This is a genomic window from Algoriphagus formosus, assembly GCF_002807035.1.
Taxonomy (GTDB): Bacteria; Bacteroidota; Bacteroidia; order Cytophagales; family Cyclobacteriaceae; genus Algoriphagus; species Algoriphagus formosus.
The window spans coordinates 600,474-626,189 of sequence record NZ_NIUC01000001.1 but is presented as its reverse complement, the minus strand read 5'-3'; the positions used below and the strand labels follow the sequence as shown (position 1 = coordinate 626,189).

Below are 25,716 nucleotides of genomic sequence, written 5' to 3'. Positions count from 1 at the left end.
AGACCTCGCTTTTTATCAATAGGTATATTTCACGTATACTCTTTTTGAAATATCCTGATTATCAGGGGCTATAAGCATTGGGCTGCTTTCCGAGTCGCCCAACATCATTCGAATGCCTTTTTGAAGATCCTGTTCGAAAGTAACATGATGGACACGAATGGATGCAATTCCCAAAGTCTCCGCAATCAATCTCGCTCTGGATTGAGCGTCTCTTAGTGCCTCGGTGATCAGGGTATTTTCCAGTGATTTTTGGAGCTCTTCGGAAAGCTCAAATCGTAGTTGATAACTCATATCTCCCGCTGATTGGATGGCTTCTGAGATTTTTTGCAAGTCTTCATTTTGACTGGTTGTAACCACTCTTAAGGATTGTCTAGCCACAAATCCACTGTCCTGTAGGGAGTTGCCTCGCTTTACCCGATTGACGTTGACAGAATAATTATCCGCCACTAGTTTATAGTCCTTGATTCTGGCCTTTTTTAGGGCATCGGCGAGGTTTTTTGTCTTGGTATTCAATACGCCTGTCGCTGTGGGCACATTCATGGCTTTTTCCTCTAAGAGGATATTAAATGTAGCCTGGTCAGGCGCGGTACTTCTGCTGGCAGTCCCGATCACCTCGATGATGGGAATGTTTTCCATTTGCTGTGCTTTCACGGAGAAGCCACTCAGGATCAATAGGAAGGTAAAAAAAGTAAGAATTAATTTTTTCATAGTTCTTGGATTTTAATTCAGACAGATATTGCAAAATATATGCTACAATCCTTAAGAAGTTTTCACTTAACAAACTTTAGAGCGATTTCCTCTTTAGCAAAAGGCTATTTCCCACCACGGATACTGAACTGAAAGCCATGGCCGCTCCTGCAATCATGGGGTCAAGCATAAATCCATTGATTGGATATAGCAAACCTGCAGCTATCGGGATACCGATTACATTGTAGATAAATGCCCAAAACAGGTTTTGCCGGATTCCCTTGACTGTCAACTTAGAAAGGTGGATTGCTTGGGGGATTTTTCTAAGATCGGAGGTGATGAGCGTGATTTTTGCCACATCCATGGCCACATCCGATCCATGGCCCATTGCGATACTTACATCTGCTCGGGCTAGTGCCTCCGAGTCATTGATGCCATCGCCAACCATGGCCACTTTTTTGCCTTGGGATTTCAGCATTTCCACATATTCGCCTTTCTCAGAAGGAAGTACTCCTGCCTTAAAATGCTTAATTCCGGTACTTTTTGCGATTTTCTCAGCAGCACTCTGTTGATCTCCAGTTAGCATGTGAACTTCAATCCCGTCCTTTTGGAGAGTTTTGATAGCTTCAAGAGAACCCTCTTTAACCTGATCGGCTATATTGAAAATAGCAAGGACTCTTTCTTCATCTGCAAAATGAATGGTAGAACTTCCGTCAAGCATCGCTTCTTTTGAAAAATCAGTGAATGCTTCGGGGATTTCGATACCATTTTCATGAATGTAACTCTGATTTCCAATCAGTAACTTTTTACCCTCAAAGAAAGCCTGAATTCCACGGCCTGAGAGATTTTGGAAGTCTTCTACTTTCTTGGCTTTAACGCCACTTTCCTGTAGGCTCTTAGAAATAGCCTTGGCTAGGGGATGCTCGGATTGGGATTCCATTGCAAGTAAAGCTCCAGAAAGTCTATTTAGCTCTTGCGGATCCAAATCATTGTCCCATTTTACGTTTTGGACCTCAGGCTTGCCTTGGGTAATGGTTCCGGTTTTATCCAAAATAATCGCATCTACCTGATGAGCAAGCTCGAGACTTTCCGCATCGCGGATCAAAATATTGTTTTCTGCTCCTTTTCCCATTCCCACCATGACAGCGGTTGGGGTCGCTAGACCTAGTGCACATGGACAGGCAATCACCAAAACGGCAATGGATGCCAATATTCCTTGCGTAAGTGCATTTTCACCACCAAAAACCATCCAAATGATAAAGGTTAAAATCGAAATACCCATCACTGTGGGAACGAAGATTCCGGCTATTTTATCGACCAATTTTTGTACCGGAGCCTTGCTTCCTTGAGCTTCCTGAACTCGCTGAATGATCTGTGAAAGGATAGTTTCAGAGCCTACGGCCGTGGCTTGAAGTTGAAGACTCCCATTTTGATTGATCGTGCCAGCAAAAAGTTCATCTCCGGATTTCTTTTCTACAGGGATGGGTTCTCCCGAAATCATACTTTCATCCACGAAAGACATTCCTTCGATTACCTTGCCATCCACAGGGATTTTTTCACCGGGTTTGACCAAAATGATATCTGTCTTTTGGACTTCTTCGATTGGTATTTCTTCAGATGTCTCTCCACGCAGTCGTGTAAGTGTCTTAGGCTGAAGTCCGATCAGCTTTTTTAACGAGGCAGAAGTACTGGATTTAGCGCGTTCCTCCAGGAGTTTTCCAAAGGAAATAAAAGTGATAATCACCACCGCAGCTTCAAAATACACATGTGGTACTAGTCCCTGATTTCTGAGGATTTGAGGGAAAATTGTGTTGAAACTACTAAAGATAAATGCGATTCCAGTGGATAGAGCAACCAGGGTATCCATGTTGGCCTTTCCACTTTTTGCCTGTTTCCATGCATTGACAAAAAAGTGAGAGCCAAAATAGAAAAGGACCGGAATGGTCAAAACAAGACTGATCCACCTTCCCGGTAGCCAATTCATAAAAAACATTCCCAGTAAGAAAACAGGAATGCTGAGAATGGCTGCTCCGATCGTTTGCTTTTTGATTTTTTGATATTGCTCGGCCTGAGCTTCCTCCACACTATCTTGTACCTTTTTGTCAGAAATGATCAGACCATAGCCAACATCTGCTAAAGCCTCATGAAGCTGTTTTGGATCAATACCCTCTTCAAATTCGACTTTTACGGTATTGCTGGCAAAATTGACTGCGGCTGAAACAACCCCATCGGTATAGCTCAAAATAGTTTCTACGCTGGAAGCACAGGCAGCACAAGTCATTCCCGTTACAGGGAAAATGCGTGTTGTGCTTGGTTTGTCGAGGGTACTTTGCTCCATAAGTAAAAATAAAATTCAAATTAGCTGGTAAAGGTGACTCTTGTGAGATTAATGAACTGTATCAAATCACACAAATTCATAAAAAAATATCCGCTGAAAAAGTTCGGTTAGGTGCTAAGGAGGGAAATAAAAAAGCTTTCTTCCTAGAGTCTATATGAAGGGTTTTTCCCAATAGACTTTCGAAAGAAAGCTTTTCAAAAGAAGAATTAGAATTAATTCTCTGCGATACTTTCGCCCATAGCAGGGGCTTTTGTTACTTCTACTTTATCACCATCTTTCAATTCTTTACTGACAGTGAAGTAGGGGCCTGAAATAACTTCCTCGCCTTCTGAAAGTCCTTCCAATACCTCAATGTTTTGGTAGTCAGAAATACCTGTTTTAATAGTACGCATTTTGGCAGTACCATTTTCTACCACGAAAATGAGTTCCTTCATGCGGGTAGTTCCATCAGATAGGGTATCCAATTCGCTTTCTCTTGTAGTCACGGCCGAAAGTGGGACTGAAAGAACATCAGACTTTTCAGTGGTGATAATTTCTACAGATGCCGTCATTCCAGGTCGGAATGGATAGCGATTTCCTTCAGCAACTAGGTCAGCATATGAGGAGTTGAGGATTCTGATTTTCACCTCAAATTCAGTTACCGCATCAGCCGAAGCTTTTTGATTGGCAGTATTAGCGATGCTTGTCACTACTCCTTTGAAATTCTTTCCTGAGAAAGAATAAGCGTCCACTTCAATGATTGTGGTATCTCCTTTGGCTAGACGGACAATGTCATTTTCATTTACATCTACTCGGACTTCCATTTTGGTCAAGTCAGCAATAGTCAACATTTCTGTACCTGCCATCTGCTGCGTACCTACAACACGCTCACCTTTTTCGACAAGAAGATTGGATACGATTCCCGAAACAGGAGAGTAAACATTGGTCAGTCGGAGGTTTTCAGCTGCTTCGTTGACGGTTGCCTGCGAACTTTTCACGATAAATTCTGCAGCAACTACATTTTGCTTGGCAGCTTCCAAATCCTTTTGGGAAGAAATGTAGTTTGCTTCAGCCTGCTCATAATCAGCTTCTGAGATAGCCTTTTGCTCGAAAAGGACCTTTTGACGATTGAAGTTTAGCTCGCTTTGGGTAAACTGTGCTTCTGCTCTTTGAAGACTAGCCCTTGCTTGCGCAAGGTTAGCTTGCTGCTGATTCAGGTTTGCTCTGGATCTGTCAAGTGCAGAGATAAAGTTATCAGGGCGGATTTTCACCAAAAGCTTACCCATTTCCACAGAATCTCCTTCTGCGACATTGAGTTCAATGATCTCTCCAGCGACATCCGGGCTAAGATTTACTTCGATTTCTGGTTGAATCTCTCCTGATGCAGAGACTTTCTCGATGATCTTGGTTTTCTTAGCTTTTGCAGTTTGTACGGAAGTAGTTCTTTCTCCGCCAATCCATCCGGCAGATTTAGCAATGATTGCAAAAACAATAATCAAGGCGACTACGCCAAGGAGGTAATAAAGTGATTTGTTGGATTTTTTTGTAGCCATGGTTTAGTTTAGGTTGATGGGGTTACCTAGGTAAAAGTCAAGAACTTTCACTCGGAAAATGTAAGTGTATTTAGCATTAAGTAGGTCCGCTTGGGCGTTGAAGAAGTTTGTCTGCGCCACTTGGAAATCTACGGAATTGATAGCTCCAAGATCAAACCGCTGTTGAGCAATTCGGAAGCTTTCGCCAAGGCTTTCTACTCTTGTCTGTGAAGCTTCGTAGGAAAGTCTTGCAGCAAGTGCTTGGTTGTAAGCTGTTTCAATATCCTGTCTCAATTGGTTCTTGGCTTCCAGTTCCGCGACTTCTGCAAGCTGGCGTGAAACTCTCGCTCTTTGTAGGGAAGCCTTATTATTGAACTGTGTGAAAATTGGGACATTCAAGGAAAGATTCAAGGATTGAGAAAGGTTGTTCTCGATCTGGTCTCCAAAGCTTGGTCTATCCAGACCAAAAACCCTGTCAACGTAGTTTGAGAAAATATTTGCACCAAGTCCAATCGATGGATAAAAGGCTCCTTTTGCAGATTTTACTCCGAACTCAGCACTTTCGATTGCTTTCTCAGCAGCTGCGATTTCCGGCATGATTTCTACCGCAGTTTCATAAATCATAGCGGGTGTCTCAGTTGCCATCAAGTTTTGATCGATTTCCAACTGAGGATCTACAATGTCAAACTCCTCTGTGAATGGAATTTGCATGGCCTGTGCCAAATTTAGTTTTGCTATTCGGAGAGCATTTTTGGCATTGATCACTTCCAGCTGGTTGGTAGCATTCTGAGCTTGTAAATCTAACTGATCTGAAACTGGCAACTGACCTGCCTCAACTAGGGTAGTGGTGCGGGCAAGTTGATCTTCAGTGGTTTCCAACTGATTTTCGGCGATTTTTACCTGCTCTCTATTAAATACAACATTGATAAAAAGGTTGATTGTATTTAAGGTAATATTGTTTCGGGTAGCCTCGATATTGAACTGACCTGCTTCCAGATCTGCTTTGTTTTGATTGATCGCATTGTTGATTCTGCCTGCGGCAAAAATGGTCATGTTCGAGTTCAGAGAAAGATTAATATTTCCAATTCGCTGTGTCTCAAACAAGTTGGTCACCGGGTTGATCGAACGACCCCATCTAAACCCACTACTTGCACCAGTGGAAAGGGAAGGGTAGCGGTTACCTTTTGTACTAAGCAGGTTTGCTTCGTTATTCAGTTGGTTTAATTCGCTTCGCTTTAAGTTTAGATTATTCTCTAGAGCAATAGTCACAGCTGTTTCCAGGTCATAAGGACCGGAATTTTGTGCATTCACTCCAAAAGAAGCTCCAAACATCAATGCAAAACCTAATAAAAGTTTCTTCATTTGGTTTAGTTTTTTTTGGTTAATCTGTTTATAATCAGATGATTGTTGCAAGTTGAACATTCAAGATTTTGGGAAATTTCAATTTGCTTTTTTCTATAAATCTATATCTGGAATGTAAATTAATTCTTTGACCCAAGAAAGTGACTTGAGGTATTCAATGGTAAGTGCCTTGATCCCCGAGTCCATTTCAATGACATGGCAAGCTAGGTCATTTTTTCCCTTTCTCGAAACTGACATGGTAGCAATATTAGCTTTTTCTTGAGCAATGACTGAAGATATAAAAGCAATTGCTCCTGAAATATCCTGAGCTTTTATGATCAGGGTATGAAATTGTGCCGAGAAATTGGCTACAAATCCATCCACTTCCGCAATGTTGATGAGTCCACCTCCGAGACTTTCTCCAACTACCTCCACAGACTTTTCACCTTTCTTGAGGTTGAGCTTAATCGTATTTGGATGATGAACTGAGGAGTTGCCGATGGATTTGAACTGGTAAGTCAAGCCGCTTGACTTTGCCAAATCTAAAGCTTCTCGAATTCGCTCATCATCAGTTTTGAAATCCATCAATCCGCCAATAATCGCACGGTCGCTTCCATGTCCCTCATAAGTTCTCGCAAAGGAATTGTAAAAGACAATGCTTGCATGATCCGGTGTCTCCCCCAATACCCGAATGGCAGCACGCGCTATTCGGACCACACCCGCGGTATGGGAAGAAGAAGGTCCAATCATTACTGGCCCGATCATATCAAATACACTACTTTTACCTGCCATTGCCCGAAATAGTCAATAATGATGCTAATGAAAGCTAGGATCATTTCGACGGTCCAAAAATGTAAATATTTAGTCAATTAGAAGAAAAATCTTTATATCAATGGCGAAATTTAACAAAGGTCTAAATAAGTTGTGGGATTTTATGTTCGAAAATGAACGGTTTAATGAACGCTAGCGATACAATTTTTATAAAAATGTCCGAATCTGATACTTGGTCCTCTACAAGTCAGGTGGATTCTCCTAATCGTGCCATGAGTTTTGGTGATGGTTTATTCGAGACGATGTATTGGGATGGAGAAAAGATAAGGCTTTTCGACTTTCATCTTGACAGACTCAAATATGGGATGGAAATCCTTGATCTATCAGTATCAGGCCTGCAAGAGCACAGCCTACTCCAGCTCCTACAATCTTTGAGTCTTTACGGTGAATCCCGTCTTCGTTGGACTGTCTTTAGGTCGGGAAAGGGAAAATACACTCCGGAATCATCTGACGTGGTCCAGCTCCTTCAGATTTCTGATTTTCATAGAGCTCCAGCTATGAAGCATAGGGCTATTATTTCTGAAAAAATTCGATTAAACCCAAGTATTTACTCCTCGAGTAAGACCTTGAATGGGTTATCTTATGTTTTGGCCAATTTGGAAAGAAAGAGAAATGCTGCGGATGAAATTATTCTCCTAGATAATCATGGTAATGTGGCTGAAGCAGGAGCCGCTAATATTTTTTGGGAAAAAGGAGGGAAGATTTACACCCCCTCCTTGGAATCCGGTTGTATCGCGGGAGTGATGCGAAGGAGCTTCCTCGATTTTTTGGAGGAAAAAAGGATTGAATTTGTCCAAGATCTTTTTCCTGTGGATGATCTTTTAAAAGCTGACAGGGTATGGGTAAGTAATGTTACTGGAATCAGTATGTTAGGACAAATTGGTTCCAAAGCATTTCAAACCGATCTCCCGGATTACCTTTTTGCCTTTTACAAAAATTCTCTTTGAAAATGGTGACAGGGCACGCATACGTTTGCATGAAAGTTTTATATTTAGTCCCTATTTATCCCTTAGTCTTTAAACCAAAACCTTATTTAGTAGCTTTACAACCCAAAATCCTATGCTCTTAGAACCTTTAGACCTGGCGGTATTCATTGGATACTGTCTATTGATTGTCGGAATGGGGCTTTTTGTCTCCCGAGAAAAAAAAGGACACGTAAAAAACTCCTCAGATTACTTTCTAGCCTCCAAAGCACTTCCCTGGTGGGCGGTAGGTGCTTCATTGATTGCTTCCAATATCTCAGCAGAGCAATTTATCGGAATGTCAGGTTCAGGTTTTGCCCTTGGATTGGCAATCTCTACCTATGAATGGATGGCAGCTGCGACCTTATTGGTGGTGGCTATTTTCTTTTTACCGGTATACATCAAAAAAGGAATTTACACCATGCCGGGTTTCCTTTTGGATCGCTATGATACAAGGGTGAGAACCACCATGGCTATCTTTTGGCTTCTTCTATATGTTTTTGTCAACTTGACATCGGTGCTTTATCTCGGAGCCTTGAGTTTGAATACCATTTTGAACATTCCCTTGACCTACGGAATTATCGGCTTGGCTCTGTTTGCGATGATTTATTCCATCTATGGTGGTCTCAAAGCAGTAGCCTGGACTGATGTAGTACAGGTCTTTTTCCTAATCGCGGGTGGTCTTGCAACTACCTACATTGCTTTGCAAATGGTCGGTAATGGAGATGCTTGGGAAGGTTTAGGCCTACTTAGAAAAGAAGTTCCGGGCCATTTCTCAATGATTCTATCAAAAGGAGAAATGATGATTCCTGACGGAAAGGGAGGAACCTATGATGCATACAAAGACTTGCCAGGGCTAAGTGTTTTGGTAGGTGGTATGTGGATCACCAACCTGAGTTATTGGGGTTTTAACCAGTATATCACACAGCGTGCATTAGCTGCAAAAAGTCTTGATGAAGCCCAAAAAGGGATGATTTTTGCCGGGTTCTTGAAGATTTTAATGCCTTTGATCGTTGTAATTCCCGGAATTGCAGCATATGTGATTGTGCAAAACGGTATTGACACAAGCTTTATCTCTTCCATGGAAGATCCAGCTACTGGCTTGATTAAATCAGACCGTGCTTATCCAACGCTTTTGCAATTACTTCCTGTAGGATTAAAAGGACTTGCTTTTGCTGCTTTGACAGCGGCTATTGTCTCTTCTTTGGCATCCATGGCCAATAGTACCTCTACGATTTTTACCATGGATATCTACAGCAAATATTTTGGTAAAAATGCGACAGAGACGCAGCAGGTTCGAGTAGGTAGAATTACGGCTGTTGTTGCTTTCGTGATTGCAGCTTTTGTGGCTCCTGCTTTAGGACAATTAGATCAGGCCTTCCAATTTATTCAGGAGTATACAGGATTCATCAGTCCAGGGGTTTTTGCGATTTTCTTCTTTGGAGTATTCTGGAAGAAAACCACCTCCAATGCAGCATTGGTAGGTGCAGGGTTGAGTATTCCGCTTTCAGTAGTGTTGAAATTAGCATTCCCAGATCTTCCTTTCCTTGACCGTATGGGGATCGTCTTCCTGGTACTTGCGGCATTGATGATTGTGATCAGTTTGTATGAAGGAAAAGGTAAGGATCATCCAAACAGTATCGATGTAAATAAGGAGCTATTCCAGACCAGTACCAGTTTCAAGATTGGGGCATTTTTGATCTCGGGGATTATCGCGGCACTTTATATAATTTTCTGGTAAAATGAGAAGCTTATTAATTGGATTTGATATCGGAAGCTCCTCCGTCAAAGCCTCTCTTTTAGACGCAGATACTGGAGCACCCATTGTCTCAAAAGCATTTCCAGAGGAAGAAATGCCCATCGATGCTCCTGTAACAGGCTACGCTGAGCAGGATCCAGAAATGTGGTGGAAATATGTACAGCAGGCCTCACGCTATGTAATCAAGCAGGCAAATGTCAAAAAGGGCGAACTGAAAGGAATCGGTATCGCCTATCAAATGCATGGTCTGGTTTTGGTCGACAAGGATCAAAATGTACTTCGATCTTCAATTATTTGGTGCGACAGCCGTGCGGTTGGAATTGGCGAAAAAGCTTTCCAGTCTCTAGGTGAGGATTATTGCATGAATAATCTTTTGAATTCCCCCGGGAATTTCACAGCATCCAAACTTCGCTGGGTGATTGAAAATCAACCCGAGATTGCCTCTAAAATTCATAAAATGATGCTTCCCGGGGACTTTATTGCCATGAAGTTAACGGGTGAAATTATGACTTCAGAGACAGGACTATCTGAGGGGATTTTTTGGGATTTCCAGAAAAATGGTCTGAGCGATTCTGTTCTGAAGAATTACCAAATCGATAAGAACTGGATGCCTAAGGCGGTTCCTTCTTTTTCTGAGCAAGGAAAAGTAACAGCCGAAGCATCTAAGCTGACGGGTATAGAAGTAGGTGTGCCTGTCGCTTATCGAGCGGGGGATCAGCCCAATAATGCCTTTTCGCTGCAAGTATTGAAGCCCGGTGAGCTAGCGACTACTGCCGGTACCTCAGGTACTGTCTATGGGGTTTGTGATACGCCTCTTCATGATCCACTTTCGCGAGTGAATACCTTTGTCCATGTCAACCATGCAAAAGAAAAACCCTCTTACGGCGTTTTGCTTTGCGTCAACGGGACGGGAATTCTGAATAGTTGGATGCGTAAACTTCTAGGCGGAAGCCACATCAACTACACTGAAATGAATACATCGGCAAGATCTGCTCCGATCGGTTCAGACGGATTGATTTTCCTTCCCTTCGGAAATGGAGCCGAGAGAATTCTCCAAAACCGACAACTAGGTGCTCATCTGATAGGGCTTGATTTGCTGAAGCATAGCAAAGGACATATGCTTCGAGCAGCTCAAGAAGGAATTGTTTCCGCACTGACCTATGGATTTCAAATAATGAATGAAATGGGATTGGATCTCAAAACCGTAAAAGCCGGAAAGGCAAATATGTTTTTGAGCCCGATATTCCGAAGTGCTTTTATTCACATGAATAGGGTGACTTTGGAGCTTTATGATACGGATGGAGCACAAGGAGCTGCGCGTGGGGCGGGAATTGGAATGGGTTTATTTTCCAATGAAGCAGAGGCTTTTGAAGGGCTTCAGTTGATCGAAACCTATGAACCCAATGAAAATTTCTTTGAGCCATACGAAGAGTTATTTTCCCGATGGAAAAAACGGCTTTCCGATATTGAAAAAATGGACTTATAATTCGAAAAATATCAAACCTAAACATAACCTATATGTCAACAAATTATTTTCCAGAGATAGGAAAAATCCCTTTTGAAGGACCAAAAAGTGATAATCCTTTAGCTTTTCGCTACTACGATGAGAATCGCATGATAGGCGGAAAGACCATGAAAGAGCATTTCAAGTTTGCCATTGCCTATTGGCATTCATTCTGCGGAACGGGCGGTGATCCATTCGGACCGGGGACCATTCAGCATCCTTGGGATAAAAATCCAGATCCTGTACAACGGGCGAAGGACAAAATGGATGCTGCTTTCGAGTTTATCACGAAGATTGGAGCACCTTACTATTGTTTCCATGATGTGGATTTGGTAGATGAGGGAGCTTCGCTTGCTGAGTATGAAAAGCGAATGGAAATCATCACTGATTATGCGAAACAGAAGCAACAGGAAACAGGAATAAAGTTGCTTTGGGGTACTGCAAATGTATTCAGTAACCCGCGCTATATGAATGGAGCTTCTACCAATCCTAATTTTGATGTGGTGGCTTGGGCTGGAGCTCAGGTTAAGAATGCCATTGATGCTACCATCAAATTGGATGGAGAAAATTACGTGTTTTGGGGAGGAAGAGAGGGCTACATGTCCCTGCTCAATACCGACATGAAAAGAGAAACGGAGCACCTTGCTCGTTTTCTAACCATGGCTAGAGACTATGCCCGAAAGAATGGATTCAAGGGTACCTTTTTCATCGAGCCAAAACCGATGGAGCCAACCAAGCACCAATATGACTATGATTCTGCAACGGTAATTGGTTTCCTTCGTCACTATGGGTTGGATAAGGATTTCAAATTAAATATCGAAGTGAATCATGCGACCCTAGCAGGGCATACTTTCCAGCATGAATTGCAGGTAGCTGCTGATGCTGGACTTTTGGGAAGTATAGATGCGAATCGAGGTGACTATCAAAACGGATGGGATACCGATCAGTTTGCATTGAATCTTCAGGAACTCACAGAAGCGATGCTAGTGCTCTTGACTTCCGGAGGTCTTCAAGGAGGTGGTGTCAACTTTGACGCTAAAATCAGAAGAAATTCAACAGATGCAGATGATTTGTTCCTAGCTCACATCGGAAGTATGGATGCCTTTGCAAGGAGCATGTTGATCGCTCAGGATATCCTCGAAAAATCTGATTACTTGGAGAGAAGAATCAATCGATATAAGAGCTTTGATTCAGGAAAAGGAAAGGAATTTGAAGACGGTCAACTTGGATTGGAAGATTTGAGAAACTATGCAGCTGTGGCAGGTGAGCCTGAGCAAATAAGCGGCAAGCAGGAATACTATGAGAATCTTTTAAACAGGTTTATTTAAAATATGATTATCAGCTTTGATGCCTTTGCCAGATTTTCTAATCATATCTGGTCGAAAGCTGGAAGCTGCAATTGTGAAGTTTACGGAATTTGATTCTCAAACCGGATTTTATGCCGCATACAATTCGGATTGTAAATAACAGATAGTCAGATTTTAATTAATTAAAGCCAAAAGGCCCGAATTCATTTGAATTTTCGGGCCTTTTTTTAATTCTTCATCAGTTCATTAGCCTCGGTCAATTCTTCAATATTTTCCTGAAACTTGGGGTTAGCAGGAATCCCAACTACATTTTCCAGAAAATCAATGGTTTCAAATAAGACCGCTTCCCAATCCTTGGAAGTAATGGAACTGGCAATCACATGATCACCCGTTTTCGGGAATGCTTTCTCTCTTTTTAATTCGGTGGGAGTTCCAAGCTGCTCGTACATTTCCAGCATTTTTGGCACTGAAACCACCTTGTCCTGCTCTTCATCATTTTTATAATAGTATCCTAGCATAAGAGGCTGTCGGATTTTTTGGAAGGTTTTTTCTTCCATATTTCCATACATGATCACCGCTAGGCTTTCATAGGCATTGCTATGATAGTCTTCAGACCAATAGGCTGCTTTTTCTCCCTCCCGATCTTGGTGGCGAACTTTATTTTTCATTGCAAAGGTTTCGTTAATCCAGAGTATCCATGGAGTAAAAAGGTATTGTAATATTCCACCATAATCACGGATGGCGGGAGAATACACCACAACTGCTTTGATATCAGGCTGCTGTGAAGCGAGTAAAAGGGTCAAAGCGCCTCCCATGGATGTTCCTACTATAATGACCTCATCTCCAAGGCTTTTTCCGATTTGATAGGCCTCGCCTGCAGCATTGGCTAAGATTTGAGGACTTAAGTATTCCATTCCATTTTCCCTTCTGATACCATGTTCCGGAAGCCTGGTTACGAAAAGGTTTGCTCCAAAATGTTCTGCTAGAAATCGATGTACGGGATCACCTTCCATGGGGCTCGCTCCAAAACCATGGATGTAAACGATGGAATAGGGGGTTTTTCGCTTATTGCTTTCATCAGCCCACTGAATGTAGGCCTGATTACCTTCTTTCAGACCAAGGACAGTATCTTCTCGCGTTTGCAGATACGACTCGAGTTCTGTCAGTCGGGTGGGAACTTCAGGATATTCGATCGTCAGTTCTTGTCTTTCTACTTTTGGGCCTAGCATATACACTACAGCTATGATCATCGCTGCGGCGAAAATGAATAAAAACAGCTTTTTAAGCATAATTAGTTGGTTTTCAAAGTAGGGGATGTGGTGTCGACTAGTATTTGCCTTCCATCTCTTAGGAATAGAAATATTCTAAGTGACAGTTGAGAGTAATTTTCAGGATTCTCTTGCAAATAAAGACCAAAAGTAGGGATGAGATTCTGAAAATCCCTTAAATCTGAAAGCTGAGTTCCTTCTAAGGTTTCAAAGAGATAAGAAATATCGGTACCCGCTTGCAGGCTTCCAAAAGGTTCACGCAATGTCACTGCGATATTGGAGATGTTTTTGAAGTTGTAAATCGGGGCACATGAAAGCGCGTAAGCCCTTCCAAAGGCCCAAAAAGAACTAGCTTCGGACAATACTTCGGCTTCCAAATCCAAAACCATAAAAAAATCTTCGAAGTCAACCGTATCAGAAGAAGTAGCATAGCGATCGCTGAGATAGGGGGCGAATTCAACGTTAAGGTCAATCGCATTGGCATCCCGAGCACCTGGACAGCGTGCATATAGATCAGGCAGCTGTTCCTGGACACAAGAAGGACCAATAAGCAAGGCAAAATACCCTGCTATAACCACCATCAATGCTTTAATTTTCTTTTTCATGGAATAAACTTCATTCTAATTTAAGAGAATTATATCACCTGAAAATTTTTGAAAGAATCTTTAACAAATTTCATTGGAATCTGTATCGTTTCTTTTAGTCTTGCGTTACAAGAAAAAAATCCCTTACAATGAAAAAAGTTTTACTTGCCATTCTCGCCATTACTTTTTCAAATTTCGTTTTGGCACAGGAAAGTCCTACATCTCCAACCAAGGCTGTCTATGTAGAACTAGGTGGAGCTGGTCTTCCATACAGTTTCAATTATGATTTCCGTTTCGACAAGGATAATATCAATTCCTGGGGGATGCGGATTGGAGCAGGAGGATACACGGTATCTGATGGTGATTCGTTTTTTTCATTGCCTATCATGGTCAATAGACTTTACGGCAAGGGGCCACATTATTTTGAATTAGGTTTTGGAGCGACTTTCTTCGCTTTTGATAATAGCTATTATGAGTACTGTATCGAAGGCTATTTTGATCAGACCACAGGACAGTATGTCTGTACCACCACTGGGTCTGACTCCTACAACTTTATTCTGGATGTAGATGGCTCACCAAGTATCATGGGTACGATGAATTTTGGTTATCGAAGAGTGCCTGTTGACGGTGGATTTACTTGGAAGGTGAATTTGAACCCGATTTTTAACAATAATGGCTTCTGGCCTCTTTTTGCTGGAATAGGTGTTGGCTACGCTTTTTAGAATAAATATGAAAAACCTACTAGGATTAAAATTTGCAATATTTCTGTTAATAATGTCCACCCAGACTTTTGCTCAAGAAAGAACGAGGGAAAGGGGTAGAGGGGTTTATATGGAGCTTTTTGGGAATGGTTTGGGCTATTCATTCAACTACGATCAGCGATTTGAGAAGCGCTTTGACGGCTTAGGGTTTAAAGCTGGATTATCTTATTTCGCCATAGATGGAAATTCTGTGGCAACTCTCCCTGTTGGCCTAAATTACCTATTGGGGAAAAATGGAAAATACTTCGAAATGGGGGCGGGAGCTACTTTCCTCCGTGCAGAGGATAGTACAAATGCATTTGCAGTAGGAGATAGTCGGTCTGTAGGAACCGGGACTGTTGGCCATATGATTTTTGGATATAGAAGAGAGCCGGAGGAAGGTGGTTTTCTTTTCCGTGCTTCCATGACACCATTATTCGGACAAGGTACCTTTTTCCCTTTTTGGTTCGGGATTAGCCTTGGCTACGCATTTTGATCTGACTCTCTATCAAATCCATAATCACGCTCAACCAAGCAAATCCTTGTTTTAAAAGATTTATACCATCTTTCTCTACCTAATTCCTGAGCTAGGACATGCTCCGAGACTGCTTTCCAATTTTTGATGGCATCTAGACTTTCCCAATAACTCACTGTGATTCCAAGGCTATCTCTGACGCTTTCGTGGCCTAAGTAGCCAGCTTGCTTTTCAGCTAGCAAAACCATTCTTTCGGCCATTTCTTGATAGCCATCTGTGTTCTCAGTAAGGAGATTGGTGAAAATCACAGCATAATAGGGTGGTTGGGGCGTGTTTGCGATCATTGGTAATTCATTGGGTATTCCATGTATTCGGCAGTTTTTTCAGCTACGCTTTTTCCAAAAGTTCTTGCTGTCAAGTAAAGGGCTAAATCTATGCCCGCAGAAATACCTGCCGCAGTGAATAGCTTTTTATCAGATTGGACAAAACGCTGATTCGGCCTTGGGATGCCTGTGGGTTCTATCGTTTTTAAATCCTCATAAACCGAAGCATGCGTACAAAATGGTTTATCAGCCAATAGACCGAGTTTAGCAGGAATTCGTGCTCCCGAACACACGGTCATGGTCCATTCAGATTTTAAAATGAGATTCTCTAAGGAATTCATCAGACCTTCATTTTGGATCACTTGCTTGGAACCATCTCCTCCTGGGATTACAAAGTAATCTAAGCTTTCTAGATGATCTAGACTGAGATCAGCCGAGACTGAAAGCCCATGAATGGTATTGATAGGAATTTCCTTTTCCGAAAAGGTAACTACTTCCAATTCGCTTTTTCCGATGATTTCTCCCACGATGGAAAAAACTTCCAATGGCCCTGCAAAATCCAAGAGCTCCACATTGTCGAATATAAAAATCCCTAGTCTTTGCATTTTTTCAATTTCAATTTAATCTTCAGACCCGATTCTTTGCATTTTATTGAACTCATTATTAAGTCAACAGGGCTTTAATGCTGTTTATTTCCTCTATCGTTTAATTCTATCTTGATATAAGTCAAGAAAAGGTGAAGGGGGTAACCCCGACTTAATTTTTCCCGTAATTTTGTATGCAAGACGAATAAATAATTTTCGATTACAGAAGATTATTTGGTTTAGTCGGCTAGTCCTGCTCTAGGTTAGAAATAGGTTAATAGGTTTAAGGTTGTTCTAAAATGCCGACTAAGCGGTACTCCTTCCATCACAAAAAGGAATAGTGAAAAGTTGTTCACGATCACCTAGCCCCGGTTTTCCGGGGCTATTTTCATTTAATGCTTTCTAGGATTAGCCTCACCAATTCGGCCTTATCTCCATTCGGAATCCATCTAGCTACCACCACAAGATCATTTTTAGGATCGACATAGATCATATTGGTGCCAGCTCCAATATGGAGAAAAGCTGATTTGGGACCAGCAGGGACTTGCTTTTGATCCTCATTGAGGAAATAGTTCATAAACCCGTAGCTAGGATTGGCAGGAGTAGGGGTTTTGGATTTTTCCATCCAAGTCTCCGGAATAAGCTGCTCTCCCTGCCAGTTACCATTTCGTAAAGTCAGGTATCCAAATCTTGCTTGATCCCAAGCTGAAAGCATCATTCCACCTCCCCAGTGCGACCCACCGCTGACGGACTGCATGATTTGTCCATCGATGATTACAAAGGAATTTTCATAGCCTGTCCACCTCCAAGTATCACTTGCACCGATCGGATCCATGATTTTTTCTTTGAGGACTACCGGTAAAGGCTTTCTCCAGACGTTCATCGCAGCCAAAGCAAGTACATTTACCCGAGTGTCATTGTATTCATATTTGCTTCCGGGTTCATTTTGGGGTCTTGCTCGCTTCTGTGCCACTCCTTCTGCAGGACGATCTGCCCAATCAGGCTTGCCCCATAGACTTCCTTCCCAATCGGAAGTTTGCCTCAACAAATGATCCCAGGTGATTTTTCGGTTGTGCTCTGTTCCAAAAAGATCAAATACGTCCTCCTCTTCCAAATGGTCAGCTTTATTGATGGAAGGTCGCTCTGGCAAGTAGGGATAGATCGGGGCCATGTATGGATATACCAAATCTTGTTCGCTGCGAATAAGGCCTTCTTGCACGGCCAGTCCCACGGTGGTAGATAAAAAGCTTTTTGCAACAGAAAAAGTCAAATCTACCCTATCTGGATCTCCCCAATGCCCAACTACATAGCCTTTGTAAATGATCAAGCCTGTGGCTGGTCCTCTCACTTTCATTGGCCCGATAGGGTAGCCAAAGGGTTCCCTTCCGAAGCCACTTTCATAATGAGCGATCTTTAAATTGGGGTTTGCGTCACTTTCATGAGTTTTTGCAAACTCAATGGCCTCTTGGATTTTTGAGGCATCCATGTTTAGCTCTTGAGGTGATTTTCTTTCCCAATTTCCTTTTTCTGGAAAGTAAATTTGCGCCTGGGTAGCAGAGAAACTTAATAGTAGAAAGCAAATGAATAGGATGGATCGCATGGTCTAATTTTTTTGTGATTTTAAGAAATTGCAGGTGAAAGGACTAGACCATTGATGGATTTCATCAAAATTTGGCAAAACTCTTTGAATTCGCATGAGTTAGAAATTCAGGTCAGATTCCAAGATTTTGGCCATTTTTGTAATTAGAATGATTTGAACCTTTGAACTATGAAAGAAGAAAAAATTTACATCATCGGAGCTGGAATATCAGGCTTGATTGCGGCACTTGAGTTAGAACGGGCTGGATTTCGTCCTGTGATTTTGGAGGCAAGTGATCGAATCGGAGGTAGGATGAAAACCGATAAAGTAGATGGATTTCTTTTAGATCATGGGTTTCAAGTCTTAAATACTGCTTATCCAGAGGCTAAAAAGTATCTGGATTTTCAGGCTCTTCACCTGAAAACTTTCGACCCGGGTGCTGTCATTTTTGATCAAAATGATACTTATATCATTTCAGACCCAATGCGAAATCCGCTGAAAGTGGTCAGTATGGCCTTTTCTAAGGTTGGGACATTCATGGATAAGGTGAAAATGTTTTCCCTTACCCAAGAGTTAAAAAACAAATCCAATCAGGAGATTTTTGCCGGAGAAAATATTCCCACCCATCAATATCTGAAGAATTATGGCTTTTCGGATCGGATTATTGAGAATTTCTTTTCTCCCTTCTTTAGAGGGATTTTCCTAGAAAAGCACTTGAATACCTCGGCTAGGATGTTTGAGTTTGTATTCAAGATGTTTGCCCAAGGACATGCAGCGGTTCCTGAGAAAGGAATGGGAGAAATTCCTGCTATGATCCGAGAGCAATTGAGTGAGACACAGATTTATTTTAATCATCCCGTGAAGGAAGTACAGGGAAATGCAATCCATCTGGATAATGGAGAAACTTTGATTGCGGATCGGGTAATCATTGCTGTACAGCCTGATCGAGTGATGAAGCAACTACAGGGACAATTTGGAAGCCCTCGTAAGGTTTGGAACCTCTACTTTACATTACAGCGATCATTTCTTGCTAGGCCAATGATCGGATTACTCCCAGGTGACCATTTGGTCAATAATATCGTCTTCATGGATGATGTATCGGAGGCTTATGCAAACGGAGATCGTTCTTTGCTTTCAGTCACAGTTTTAGAAGCGGATATGGATCAGAAAACGCTTATTTCGCAGGTGCAACAAGAACTTTCAAAGATTTCAGGAGTAAAGGCAGACTACTTCAAGTTTCTAAAGTTGTATGAAATCTCTTATGCGCTTCCCCATGTGGATGATATGAAATATGAGATTGCGCCAACGGCTTGCAAAATCACAGATCAGGTCTTTTTAGCAGGAGATTACCTCCTAAATGGCTCCATCAATGCTGCAATGACTTCAGGGCGTACGGCAGCACAGGCTATTATTCATTCGTACATGCCTACTCATTAGGGTTTCATCTTCCCAATAGGAGTTTCATCACATTCTACATCACCAGCCACATATTGCATTCCATCTAGAAAGAATTGGAGCAGTTGTGGGTTATCAAAACTCTGGGCATTGTGGGACGGGGAGGCGTACATGACTTTTCCTTTGCCTTGCGGTCTGATCCAGGCTACGTAGGTTTTTCCGTCGGATTTTTCCTGTCCTTTACGTTGCCCAGTTATTTCTGAATTGTTGAAATAGAGAAGTGGAGTGAAATCACCTTCCTCGTAGGCGTTTTTGTAAAAATAGGGTTCGTCTACATGATTGAATCCTTCCGAGGTAAAGGCTTGGACCAAGGGATGATTGGGATTTTCCAATCGAACCTGAAAGGCCTGCTGAGGCGGATGATAGTCAAAGCTCCCACCTAAAAGTCGGCTGAATTCCATGGAGTTGTTTAGGATGGTATTTCCTCCATGAAGGACCAAGAGACCTCCTCCATCTGACACATATTTGCGGATATTTTCTTCCAATTCTAGTGCTTTTTGCATGATGGCAGCTGAATCACCGTAGGATTGAATTTTCAGCTCATCCCAAAAAAGATTGCGCTTATCGGGTTTTGAATTGGTATTGTTCAGTACAAGAACGTCAAATTTTTTCAGGTTCTTCAATTCCATGTAATCAATATCTCTGCTACCGATGACCTCAAAGGCACCACTTTTTTCCCCGAGAATCTTAACTAGCTCCTCGGTATGAGGTCTCACCCAATGATTAAATCCGGTATGCAGAGAGAAAACCAAAACGTTCTTCTTTTTTGAGATTGGAAAAGTTGGTTTTTCAGGTGCTAAATCTCTGATTTTCTCTTTCCAAGATTCATCTAATGTGACTTCGGGAAGGCTCTGTGCAGAGATGAATTGAAACGAAAACAAGAAAACGATTCCGTAGATAATAGCTCTGATCATAGGTAAATTGGGTTAGTAGTTCGGGGCTTTTTAAGAGATTTTAATAACTTCAAAAACACAAGCCCAATAACCTGAAATTTCTATGTCTTTCAAAAGAATTTTGACCTTTGCAGTCTTTTTGGCCATTTTTTCTATGGGATCGTTTGCGCAAGAAATTGAGCTAAAGGAATCCGAAAAGGGAGTGGACTTTTATTTTGGAGGAAAGAAAGTTCTTACCTATCAGACGGTCAAAGAACCTGTTCCTGATGGTGTCAAAGAGGCCTTTAGCAAATCCGGTTTTATCCATCCCATCAGCTCTCCTAGTGGACAAGTCCTCAGTCGGATTCAACCAAAAGACCATTATCATCACTATGGTATTTGGGGACCTTGGACCCAGGCTACCATCAGTGGGAGAGAGGTGGATTTCTGGAATTTGGGAGATGAAAAGGGCCGAGTGGATTTTTCCCATATTCTTTCCAAAAAAGTAGCCGGCGGTGCTGCAGAGTTGAATGTCCGTCAAAATCACCTAGATCTCAAGGCTCCTGAGTCGGAAAGATTAGCTATCGAAGAGGATTTGCGAATCAAATTGAAGCCGGCTGACAAAGGCCGATACATGGTCGATTATACCACGACTATTTCCACCAAAATACCCGGAGGGATCCTTTTGGATGATTACCGATACGGAGGTGGGATAGGTTTTCGTGCCACAGAAGTATGGGGAGATGACAACAGTACTATTTTGACTTCAGAGGGCCACGAACGTAAAACTGCTGACGGGAAAGAGGCCAAGTGGATTATTGTCAAAGGAAAAACAGATTCGCCCGAAGGACAAAGCGGAATTCTTTTTCTCAGCCACAATACCAATAAAGCCCATCCCGAACCCTTGCGAGTGTGGCCTGTCGGTCAATACAATGGTAAAGGAAATGTGTTCATCGAATTTTGTCCCATCCGTCATGAATCTTGGGAACTTCAGCCAGAAAAGCGATACTCCCTGAAGTATCGGATGATTGTATTTGACGGGGATCTTACGGCTGAAGAAGCCGAGGCCTATTGGAGAGCATTTGTAAAATAAACTCAAGCAATAAATCACTAAGGATATGGAAAGAAGAGATTTTATGAAAAAAACTGCCTTGGCAGGAGCCGCATTCGGCTTTCCTACCATCGTTCCAGCCTCCGTTTTCGGAAAAAATGCTCCAAGCAATAAAATCAATATCGGCCAGATCGGCTGCGGAAGAATCGCCCGAGACCATGATTTGCCAGGGACTTGGCGGCATGATGTAGCCCGAATTGTGGCTGTGTCGGATGTAGACAGCAAGCGGATGGCTGATGGGAAAAAATTGGTGGAGGACTACTACAGCAAAAAGCTGGGAGAAAAGTACATGGATGTTAAGCAGTATGGGGATTACCGGGAAATGCTGCTCGATAAGGACATTGATGCGGTAATCATTTCCACTCCAGATCATTGGCACTCCCAACCTGCAATGGAGGCCGCATTGGCAGGAAAGCACATCTACGTACAGAAGCCAACCTCCCTGACCATCAAAGAAGGTCGACAATTAGTCGAGGTGGTCAATAAGACAGGAGTTGTACTTCAATTAGGAACTCAACAGCGTTCCAGTGAGCAGTTTAGAATTGCCGCAGAATTGGTCCGAAATGGACGAATCGGAAAGCTTCATACCGTTCGAATAGGACTTCCCGGCGATCCATCGGGTCCAGATGCTCCACCCATGCCGATTCCTTCCAATTTGAATTTCGATATGTGGTTGGGTTCCACGCCCGAGATTCCATACACGGAAATCGGCGTGCACCCACAAAACGACTACAGCCGTCCGGGATGGTTGCGGCATGAAAACTATGGCGCCGGAATGATCACTGGCTGGGGTCAGCATCACTTTGATTCGGCAGCTTGGGGAATGGATACCGAGTTGACAGGGCCAAGATACATTGAGGCAGTGGCGGAATTTCCACGCTCAGGTTTTTGGAATGTGCATGGAGACTTTATGGTCAAGGCCGAATACGATAATGGTGTCATGATGTTTACTTCCGGAGGCTATCCAAACGGAATTCGATACGAAGGAACCGAAGGTTGGATTTGGGTTTCCCGAGGCAACTATCAGGCTTCCTCTTCGGATCCTGTAGCCAAAAACAACAATGCTAAAGCTTTGGATGCATCAGATCCAAAAATCCTAACCTCCCAAATTGGCGAAAATGAAATCCGCCTGACCCGAAGTGATGAGCATCATGGCAATTGGCTAGATGCAATTCAGGGAAAAACGGAATTACTTTCTCCCGTAGAGATCGGACATCGGGCTTGTTCAGTTTGCCTAGTTAGCCATATTGCTATGAAAATGGGCAGAAAATTGGCTTGGGATCCGGTAAAAGAAGAATTCATCAATGATCCGGAAGCCAACACCCATCTCAGTCGACCTCAGCGAAGACCGTGGGGAACGGATTATGTGAAGGCTTAATCTTTGACCTTTTCTAATATTGAACTCCCTTTAATTCTCAGAGGGTAAGAAGTTTGAAGCTAGAAGCTGGAAGCATCCTTATTTTGGTTTTTGTCCGGGAATTCATGCCCTACTCATTCTCGGCTTTGGCAAGTCAGGAATCAATTAATGAAAATCCTAAAACCTAAAATTTAGTGAAATTGGGATGCTTTTGAGGGCAATTTGGATTACTTTTCTATGATATCTATTCATTCAAAAATTAATCGATGAATTTACGAAATTATACAATCTGGGCCTTTTCGGCCCTTTTGTTCAGCGCTTGTGGCTCGAATGAATCTGGTAAGAATATGGCAGAATCCACTTCTCAAAATGTAAAAATCATGACTTTGGATCCCGGGCATTTTCATGCCGGATTGATTCATAAGACCATGTATCCGGGAGTAGATTCAACCGTTTTCATATTTGCTCCTCCAGGAGACGAGTTGAAAGATCATTTGAACCGGTTGGAGTCTTACAATACAAGGCCAGAAAATCCCACCTCATGGGACCTGGAAGTTTACGCAGGGGATGATTACCTAAAAAAGATGATTTCCCAAAAGCCGGGCAATGTGATGATGGTAGCGGGTAAGAATGATAAAAAAATAGACTACATCCTTGAAGCCGTGCAAAATGGGATTCATGTGTATGCCGACAAGCCTTTGGTCATTAATCGCCAAGGTTTTGAAAAGCTGAAGCAGGCTTTTGCGATTGCCAAAGAGAAGGATTTGCTGGTTTATGATATCATGACCGAGCGTTTTGAAATCACCACCCTTCTTCAAAAAGAGCTTTCTCAAATCCCGGAAGTTTTTGGGGAATTGGAGAAAGGAAGTCCGGAAAATCCAGCGATTACCAAGGAGTCAGTGCATCACTTTTTCAAGTATGTTTCTGGAGTTCCTTTGGTCCGACCCGACTGGTTTTTTGATGTGGAAATCGAGGGTGAGGGAATTGTGGACGTGACCACACACTTGGTTGATTTGATTCAATGGGAAGCCTTTCCCAATCAAATCGTAGATACCACTGATGTCTCTATGCTTTCGGCTAGAAGATGGGCTACGCCGCTTAACCTGGAGCAATTTCGGCAAGTGACTGCGAAAGCTGAGTTTCCGGATTTTCTCCAAAAGGATATCAAAAATGGATCCTTAGAGGTCTATTCCAATGGGGAGATGAATTACACGCTCAAGGGAATCCACGCCAAGGTCAGTGTAATCTGGAATTTTCAGGCACCTGAAGGGGCAGGGGATACGCATTACAGCATGATGCGTGGGACTAAAGCCAATTTGGTCATCCGACAGGGAAAAGAGCAAAATTACCGTCCGGAACTCTATGTCCAACTCTTGGGAGAAAATTTGGCTGATTTGGAAAATGCGGTCAAAACCGCGCTCCAAAGTACTTATCCCGGAATTGATTTGGAAGAATCAAGCAATGGTGAATATCGGGTGATTATTCCTGATCGCTATCACAATGGGCATGAGGCACACTTCGCTCAGGTTACAGAACGATTTTTAGAATACTATCAAAAAGGAACTATGCCGGATTGGGAGGTGCCGAATATGATTACCAAGTATCATACGACAACCTTAGCCAAGGAATATGCATCGAAATAAAAAAATCGAAAACAGACTGGATTTGAATTAGTTTTATAATCAAATCTACTTTTATGCACGAAGACAGCTCCCAATCAGATACTCGAATTACCGTCGCCATAGCAGGAGCAGGAGGTTACATTGGGAGTTGGTTTATCGAAAAATACAAGCACAAGTACAAAATCATCGGTTTAAGCCGTCGAAAAGTAAAAAAGAACCCTTACCCGGAAGTAGAATGGAGACAAGTAGAGCTCTATTCGATTTCATCCACGGTGGAGGCTCTGAAAGGAGTAGATGTCGCCATTTATTTGGTCCATTCGATGAATGCTTCCACAAGGCTCAATCAGGGAAGTTTTGAGGATACAGACCTGCTTTTAGCGGATAATTTCAGCAGAGCTGCGGATATCAACCATGTGAAGCAAATCATTTATCTAGGTGGTCTGATACCTGATGAACCAGAAAGTACCTTATCAAGGCATTTAAGAAGCCGTCTCGAAGTTGAGCATACATTAGGTTCTAGGTCAGCTGCTCTTACGGCCTTGAGGGCATCCATTATTGTAGGGCCGGGAGGCTCGAGTTTTGATATGATCAAAAACTTGGTGACTCGATTGCCTGTATTGATGTGTCCACAATGGACTGAATCGGAGACACAGCCAATTTCCCTGCGAAATACACTTCAAATTATCGATACATGCATTGGCAATGAGGATGCTTATGGCCGGGCTATAGATATCGGAGGTGCTGAAGTTTTAACCTATAAATCCATGCTGGCAAAAACCGCCACGGCTTTGGGGAAAAAGCGAATAATTTTCTCTGTTCCTGTTTTTTCCTTGGGGCTATCCAAGTTTTGGGTTGGCTTGTTTGGGGATAGCCCGCCACAGCTGGTGTCTCCTTTGGTTGAAAGCTTGGTACATACCTTAAAGGTTGATCCCAAAAAGGCATTTGATTTAAAAGAGCTTCAGTATATCTCCTATGAAGAGTCTGTCAAAGAGGCTTTGGAATCTGATCAAAGGCCAAATCTACCCAAGTTTTACCCCAAGAAGGGGATGAAAAACACGGTTAGAAGCATTCAACGAATGAGTAATAAAAATGGTCATTCTGCTGCCTGGGTTGCAAACCGATATAATTTATGGTTGCCTAGCTTTTTTAAATTTCTCATCAATGGAAAAAGGACTGAGAGAGGTGATATTGGATTTCATTTGCTTTGGGGAAAGAAACCCATGCTTCAGCTTACCATGATTCCTGATCGCAGTGATCAGGAGCGCCAGTTGTTTTATATTACGGGAGGCTGGCTAGTGAAGCGCTTTGATTATGGATGGTTGGAATTTAGAGGTGTCCTAGGTGGAGACTATATTCTGTCCGCTATCCATGAGTTCGTTCCCCGTCTTCCTTGGATAGTTTATTTAAATACGCAGGCACGCTTCCATCTTTGGGTAATGAACCAATTCAAAAGATATCTGGAAACAAGGACCGATTGACCTTCGTTTTTTTAGTAAATTACGATTA

22 protein-coding genes are annotated in these 25,716 nt (G+C 42.4%); 11 read left to right on the top strand and 11 right to left on the bottom strand.

Going from position 1 to position 25,716, the window contains the following annotated elements; translation table 11 throughout:
* Positions 1-15 precede the first annotated feature (15 nt).
* The 5 genes from CDH51_RS02810 to sdaAB form a co-directional block, all read right to left on the bottom strand.
* Positions 16-708 (bottom strand): SIMPL domain-containing protein, encoded by a 693-nt coding sequence (locus CDH51_RS02810; protein ID WP_100627154.1) that lies wholly within the window; start codon positions 706-708, stop codon positions 16-18.
* A gap of 76 nt (positions 709-784) precedes the next feature.
* Positions 785-3,025, bottom strand: a complete 2,241-nt coding sequence (locus CDH51_RS02805; RefSeq protein WP_100627153.1) for a heavy metal translocating P-type ATPase — start codon at positions 3,023-3,025, stop codon at positions 785-787.
* A 212-nt stretch (positions 3,026-3,237) separates the two neighbouring features.
* On the bottom strand, positions 3,238-4,557 hold the full coding sequence (locus CDH51_RS02800; protein WP_026945840.1) for an efflux RND transporter periplasmic adaptor subunit: 1,320 nt from the start codon (positions 4,555-4,557) through the stop codon (positions 3,238-3,240).
* Between the two features lie 3 nt (positions 4,558-4,560).
* A complete protein-coding gene (locus CDH51_RS02795) occupies positions 4,561-5,898 on the bottom strand; it encodes a TolC family protein (RefSeq protein ID WP_100627792.1) in 1,338 nt (445 codons plus the stop codon).
* A 93-nt stretch (positions 5,899-5,991) separates the two neighbouring features.
* Complete coding sequence (sdaAB, locus tag CDH51_RS02790) at positions 5,992-6,669, bottom strand: L-serine ammonia-lyase, iron-sulfur-dependent subunit beta (protein ID WP_100627152.1); 678 nt, start codon at positions 6,667-6,669, stop codon at positions 5,992-5,994.
* Positions 6,670-6,863: 194 nt separating this feature from the next.
* Here sdaAB and CDH51_RS02785 point away from each other — a divergent pair, with 194 nt between their 5' ends.
* The 4 genes from CDH51_RS02785 to xylA all read left to right on the top strand — a co-directional run bounded on the left by CDH51_RS02785 (position 6,864) and on the right by xylA (position 12,261).
* Positions 6,864-7,655 (top strand): aminotransferase class IV, encoded by a 792-nt coding sequence (locus tag CDH51_RS02785; RefSeq protein WP_157807027.1) that lies wholly within the window; start codon positions 6,864-6,866, stop codon positions 7,653-7,655.
* Positions 7,656-7,767: 112 nt separating this feature from the next.
* Entirely contained in the window at positions 7,768-9,411 is a 1,644-nt protein-coding gene (locus CDH51_RS02780) for a sodium/sugar symporter (RefSeq protein ID WP_100627150.1), read from the top strand.
* A 1-nt stretch (position 9,412) separates the two neighbouring features.
* The gene (locus CDH51_RS02775; RefSeq protein WP_100627149.1) at positions 9,413-10,915 is read left to right on the top strand and encodes a xylulokinase; all 1,503 of its coding nucleotides are present in this window, start codon (positions 9,413-9,415) and stop codon (positions 10,913-10,915) included.
* A gap of 32 nt (positions 10,916-10,947) precedes the next feature.
* On the top strand, positions 10,948-12,261 hold the full coding sequence (gene xylA, locus CDH51_RS02770) for a xylose isomerase (RefSeq protein ID WP_100627148.1): 1,314 nt from the start codon (positions 10,948-10,950) through the stop codon (positions 12,259-12,261).
* Positions 12,262-12,467: 206 nt separating this feature from the next.
* Here the strand turns inward: xylA and CDH51_RS02765 are convergent, their stop codons facing one another.
* Together CDH51_RS02765 and CDH51_RS02760 are read right to left on the bottom strand one after the other, a co-directional pair.
* On the bottom strand, positions 12,468-13,529 hold the full coding sequence (locus CDH51_RS02765) for an alpha/beta hydrolase (RefSeq protein WP_100627147.1): 1,062 nt from the start codon (positions 13,527-13,529) through the stop codon (positions 12,468-12,470).
* Between the two features lie 2 nt (positions 13,530-13,531).
* Entirely contained in the window at positions 13,532-14,113 is a 582-nt protein-coding gene (locus CDH51_RS02760) for a hypothetical protein (RefSeq protein ID WP_100627146.1), read from the bottom strand.
* Between the two features lie 128 nt (positions 14,114-14,241).
* Here CDH51_RS02760 and CDH51_RS02755 point away from each other — a divergent pair, with 128 nt between their 5' ends.
* Complete coding sequence (locus tag CDH51_RS02755) at positions 14,242-14,814, top strand: hypothetical protein (protein WP_100627145.1); 573 nt, start codon at positions 14,242-14,244, stop codon at positions 14,812-14,814.
* Positions 14,815-14,866: 52 nt separating this feature from the next.
* Positions 14,867-15,328 (top strand): hypothetical protein, encoded by a 462-nt coding sequence (locus tag CDH51_RS02750; RefSeq protein ID WP_100627144.1) that lies wholly within the window; start codon positions 14,867-14,869, stop codon positions 15,326-15,328.
* On the opposite strand, the gene CDH51_RS02745 is transcribed toward CDH51_RS02750, so the two are convergent.
* The 3 genes from CDH51_RS02745 to CDH51_RS02735 all read right to left on the bottom strand — a co-directional run bounded on the left by CDH51_RS02745 (position 15,316) and on the right by CDH51_RS02735 (position 17,814).
* Entirely contained in the window at positions 15,316-15,651 is a 336-nt protein-coding gene (locus tag CDH51_RS02745) for an antibiotic biosynthesis monooxygenase family protein (protein ID WP_100627143.1), read from the bottom strand. The two genes, CDH51_RS02750 and CDH51_RS02745, sit on opposite strands and share 13 nt — an antisense overlap.
* Entirely contained in the window at positions 15,648-16,235 is a 588-nt protein-coding gene (locus CDH51_RS02740; RefSeq protein WP_100627142.1) for a DJ-1/PfpI family protein, read from the bottom strand. Before CDH51_RS02740 ends, CDH51_RS02745 begins: the two co-directional genes overlap by 4 nt.
* Before the next feature lie 367 nt (positions 16,236-16,602).
* A complete protein-coding gene (locus CDH51_RS02735) occupies positions 16,603-17,814 on the bottom strand; it encodes a serine hydrolase domain-containing protein (RefSeq protein WP_100627141.1) in 1,212 nt (403 codons plus the stop codon).
* A gap of 168 nt (positions 17,815-17,982) precedes the next feature.
* Here CDH51_RS02735 and CDH51_RS02730 point away from each other — a divergent pair, with 168 nt between their 5' ends.
* Positions 17,983-19,230: an NAD(P)/FAD-dependent oxidoreductase gene (locus CDH51_RS02730; RefSeq protein WP_100627140.1), complete on the top strand. Its 1,248-nt coding sequence runs from the start codon at positions 17,983-17,985 to the stop codon at positions 19,228-19,230.
* Here CDH51_RS02730 and CDH51_RS02725 read toward each other — a convergent pair.
* A complete protein-coding gene (locus CDH51_RS02725; RefSeq protein ID WP_100627139.1) occupies positions 19,227-20,162 on the bottom strand; it encodes a ThuA domain-containing protein in 936 nt (311 codons plus the stop codon). The two genes, CDH51_RS02730 and CDH51_RS02725, sit on opposite strands and share 4 nt — an antisense overlap.
* Before the next feature lie 82 nt (positions 20,163-20,244).
* Between CDH51_RS02725 and CDH51_RS02720 the strand changes: the two genes are divergently transcribed.
* From CDH51_RS02720 to CDH51_RS02705, 4 genes are all read left to right on the top strand, one after another.
* A complete protein-coding gene (locus CDH51_RS02720; RefSeq protein ID WP_100627138.1) occupies positions 20,245-21,213 on the top strand; it encodes a DUF6807 domain-containing protein in 969 nt (322 codons plus the stop codon).
* 25 nt (positions 21,214-21,238) lie between these two features.
* On the top strand, positions 21,239-22,609 hold the full coding sequence (locus tag CDH51_RS02715; RefSeq protein WP_100627137.1) for a Gfo/Idh/MocA family protein: 1,371 nt from the start codon (positions 21,239-21,241) through the stop codon (positions 22,607-22,609).
* A 245-nt stretch (positions 22,610-22,854) separates the two neighbouring features.
* Entirely contained in the window at positions 22,855-24,231 is a 1,377-nt protein-coding gene (locus CDH51_RS02710; RefSeq protein WP_100627136.1) for a putative oxidoreductase C-terminal domain-containing protein, read from the top strand.
* A 53-nt stretch (positions 24,232-24,284) separates the two neighbouring features.
* Positions 24,285-25,688: an NAD-dependent epimerase/dehydratase family protein gene (locus CDH51_RS02705; RefSeq protein WP_100627135.1), complete on the top strand. Its 1,404-nt coding sequence runs from the start codon at positions 24,285-24,287 to the stop codon at positions 25,686-25,688.
* Positions 25,689-25,716: the final 28 nt, after the last annotated feature.

Bases quoted from the DNA above. Each gene is read 5' to 3' on its own strand.
- CDH51_RS02810 (WP_100627154.1), bottom strand. From the start codon at position 708: ATGAAAAAATTAATTCTTACTTTTTTTACCTTCCTATTGATCCTGAGT.
- CDH51_RS02805 (WP_100627153.1), bottom strand. From the start codon at position 3,025: ATGGAGCAAAGTACCCTCGACAAACCAAGCACAACACGCATTTTCCCT.
- CDH51_RS02800 (WP_026945840.1), bottom strand. From the start codon at position 4,557: ATGGCTACAAAAAAATCCAACAAATCACTTTATTACCTCCTTGGCGTA.
- CDH51_RS02795 (WP_100627792.1), bottom strand. From the start codon at position 5,898: ATGAAGAAACTTTTATTAGGTTTTGCATTGATGTTTGGAGCTTCTTTT.
- sdaAB (WP_100627152.1), bottom strand. From the start codon at position 6,669: ATGGCAGGTAAAAGTAGTGTATTTGATATGATCGGGCCAGTAATGATT.
- CDH51_RS02785 (WP_157807027.1), top strand. From the start codon at position 6,864: ATGTCCGAATCTGATACTTGGTCCTCTACAAGTCAGGTGGATTCTCCT.
- CDH51_RS02780 (WP_100627150.1), top strand. From the start codon at position 7,768: ATGCTCTTAGAACCTTTAGACCTGGCGGTATTCATTGGATACTGTCTA.
- CDH51_RS02775 (WP_100627149.1), top strand. From the start codon at position 9,413: ATGAGAAGCTTATTAATTGGATTTGATATCGGAAGCTCCTCCGTCAAA.
- xylA (WP_100627148.1), top strand. From the start codon at position 10,948: ATGTCAACAAATTATTTTCCAGAGATAGGAAAAATCCCTTTTGAAGGA.
- CDH51_RS02765 (WP_100627147.1), bottom strand. From the start codon at position 13,529: ATGCTTAAAAAGCTGTTTTTATTCATTTTCGCCGCAGCGATGATCATA.
- CDH51_RS02760 (WP_100627146.1), bottom strand. From the start codon at position 14,113: ATGAAAAAGAAAATTAAAGCATTGATGGTGGTTATAGCAGGGTATTTT.
- CDH51_RS02755 (WP_100627145.1), top strand. From the start codon at position 14,242: ATGAAAAAAGTTTTACTTGCCATTCTCGCCATTACTTTTTCAAATTTC.
- CDH51_RS02750 (WP_100627144.1), top strand. From the start codon at position 14,867: ATGTCCACCCAGACTTTTGCTCAAGAAAGAACGAGGGAAAGGGGTAGA.
- CDH51_RS02745 (WP_100627143.1), bottom strand. From the start codon at position 15,651: ATGATCGCAAACACGCCCCAACCACCCTATTATGCTGTGATTTTCACC.
- CDH51_RS02740 (WP_100627142.1), bottom strand. From the start codon at position 16,235: ATGCAAAGACTAGGGATTTTTATATTCGACAATGTGGAGCTCTTGGAT.
- CDH51_RS02735 (WP_100627141.1), bottom strand. From the start codon at position 17,814: ATGCGATCCATCCTATTCATTTGCTTTCTACTATTAAGTTTCTCTGCT.
- CDH51_RS02730 (WP_100627140.1), top strand. From the start codon at position 17,983: ATGAAAGAAGAAAAAATTTACATCATCGGAGCTGGAATATCAGGCTTG.
- CDH51_RS02725 (WP_100627139.1), bottom strand. From the start codon at position 20,162: ATGATCAGAGCTATTATCTACGGAATCGTTTTCTTGTTTTCGTTTCAA.
- CDH51_RS02720 (WP_100627138.1), top strand. From the start codon at position 20,245: ATGTCTTTCAAAAGAATTTTGACCTTTGCAGTCTTTTTGGCCATTTTT.
- CDH51_RS02715 (WP_100627137.1), top strand. From the start codon at position 21,239: ATGGAAAGAAGAGATTTTATGAAAAAAACTGCCTTGGCAGGAGCCGCA.
- CDH51_RS02710 (WP_100627136.1), top strand. From the start codon at position 22,855: ATGAATTTACGAAATTATACAATCTGGGCCTTTTCGGCCCTTTTGTTC.
- CDH51_RS02705 (WP_100627135.1), top strand. From the start codon at position 24,285: ATGCACGAAGACAGCTCCCAATCAGATACTCGAATTACCGTCGCCATA.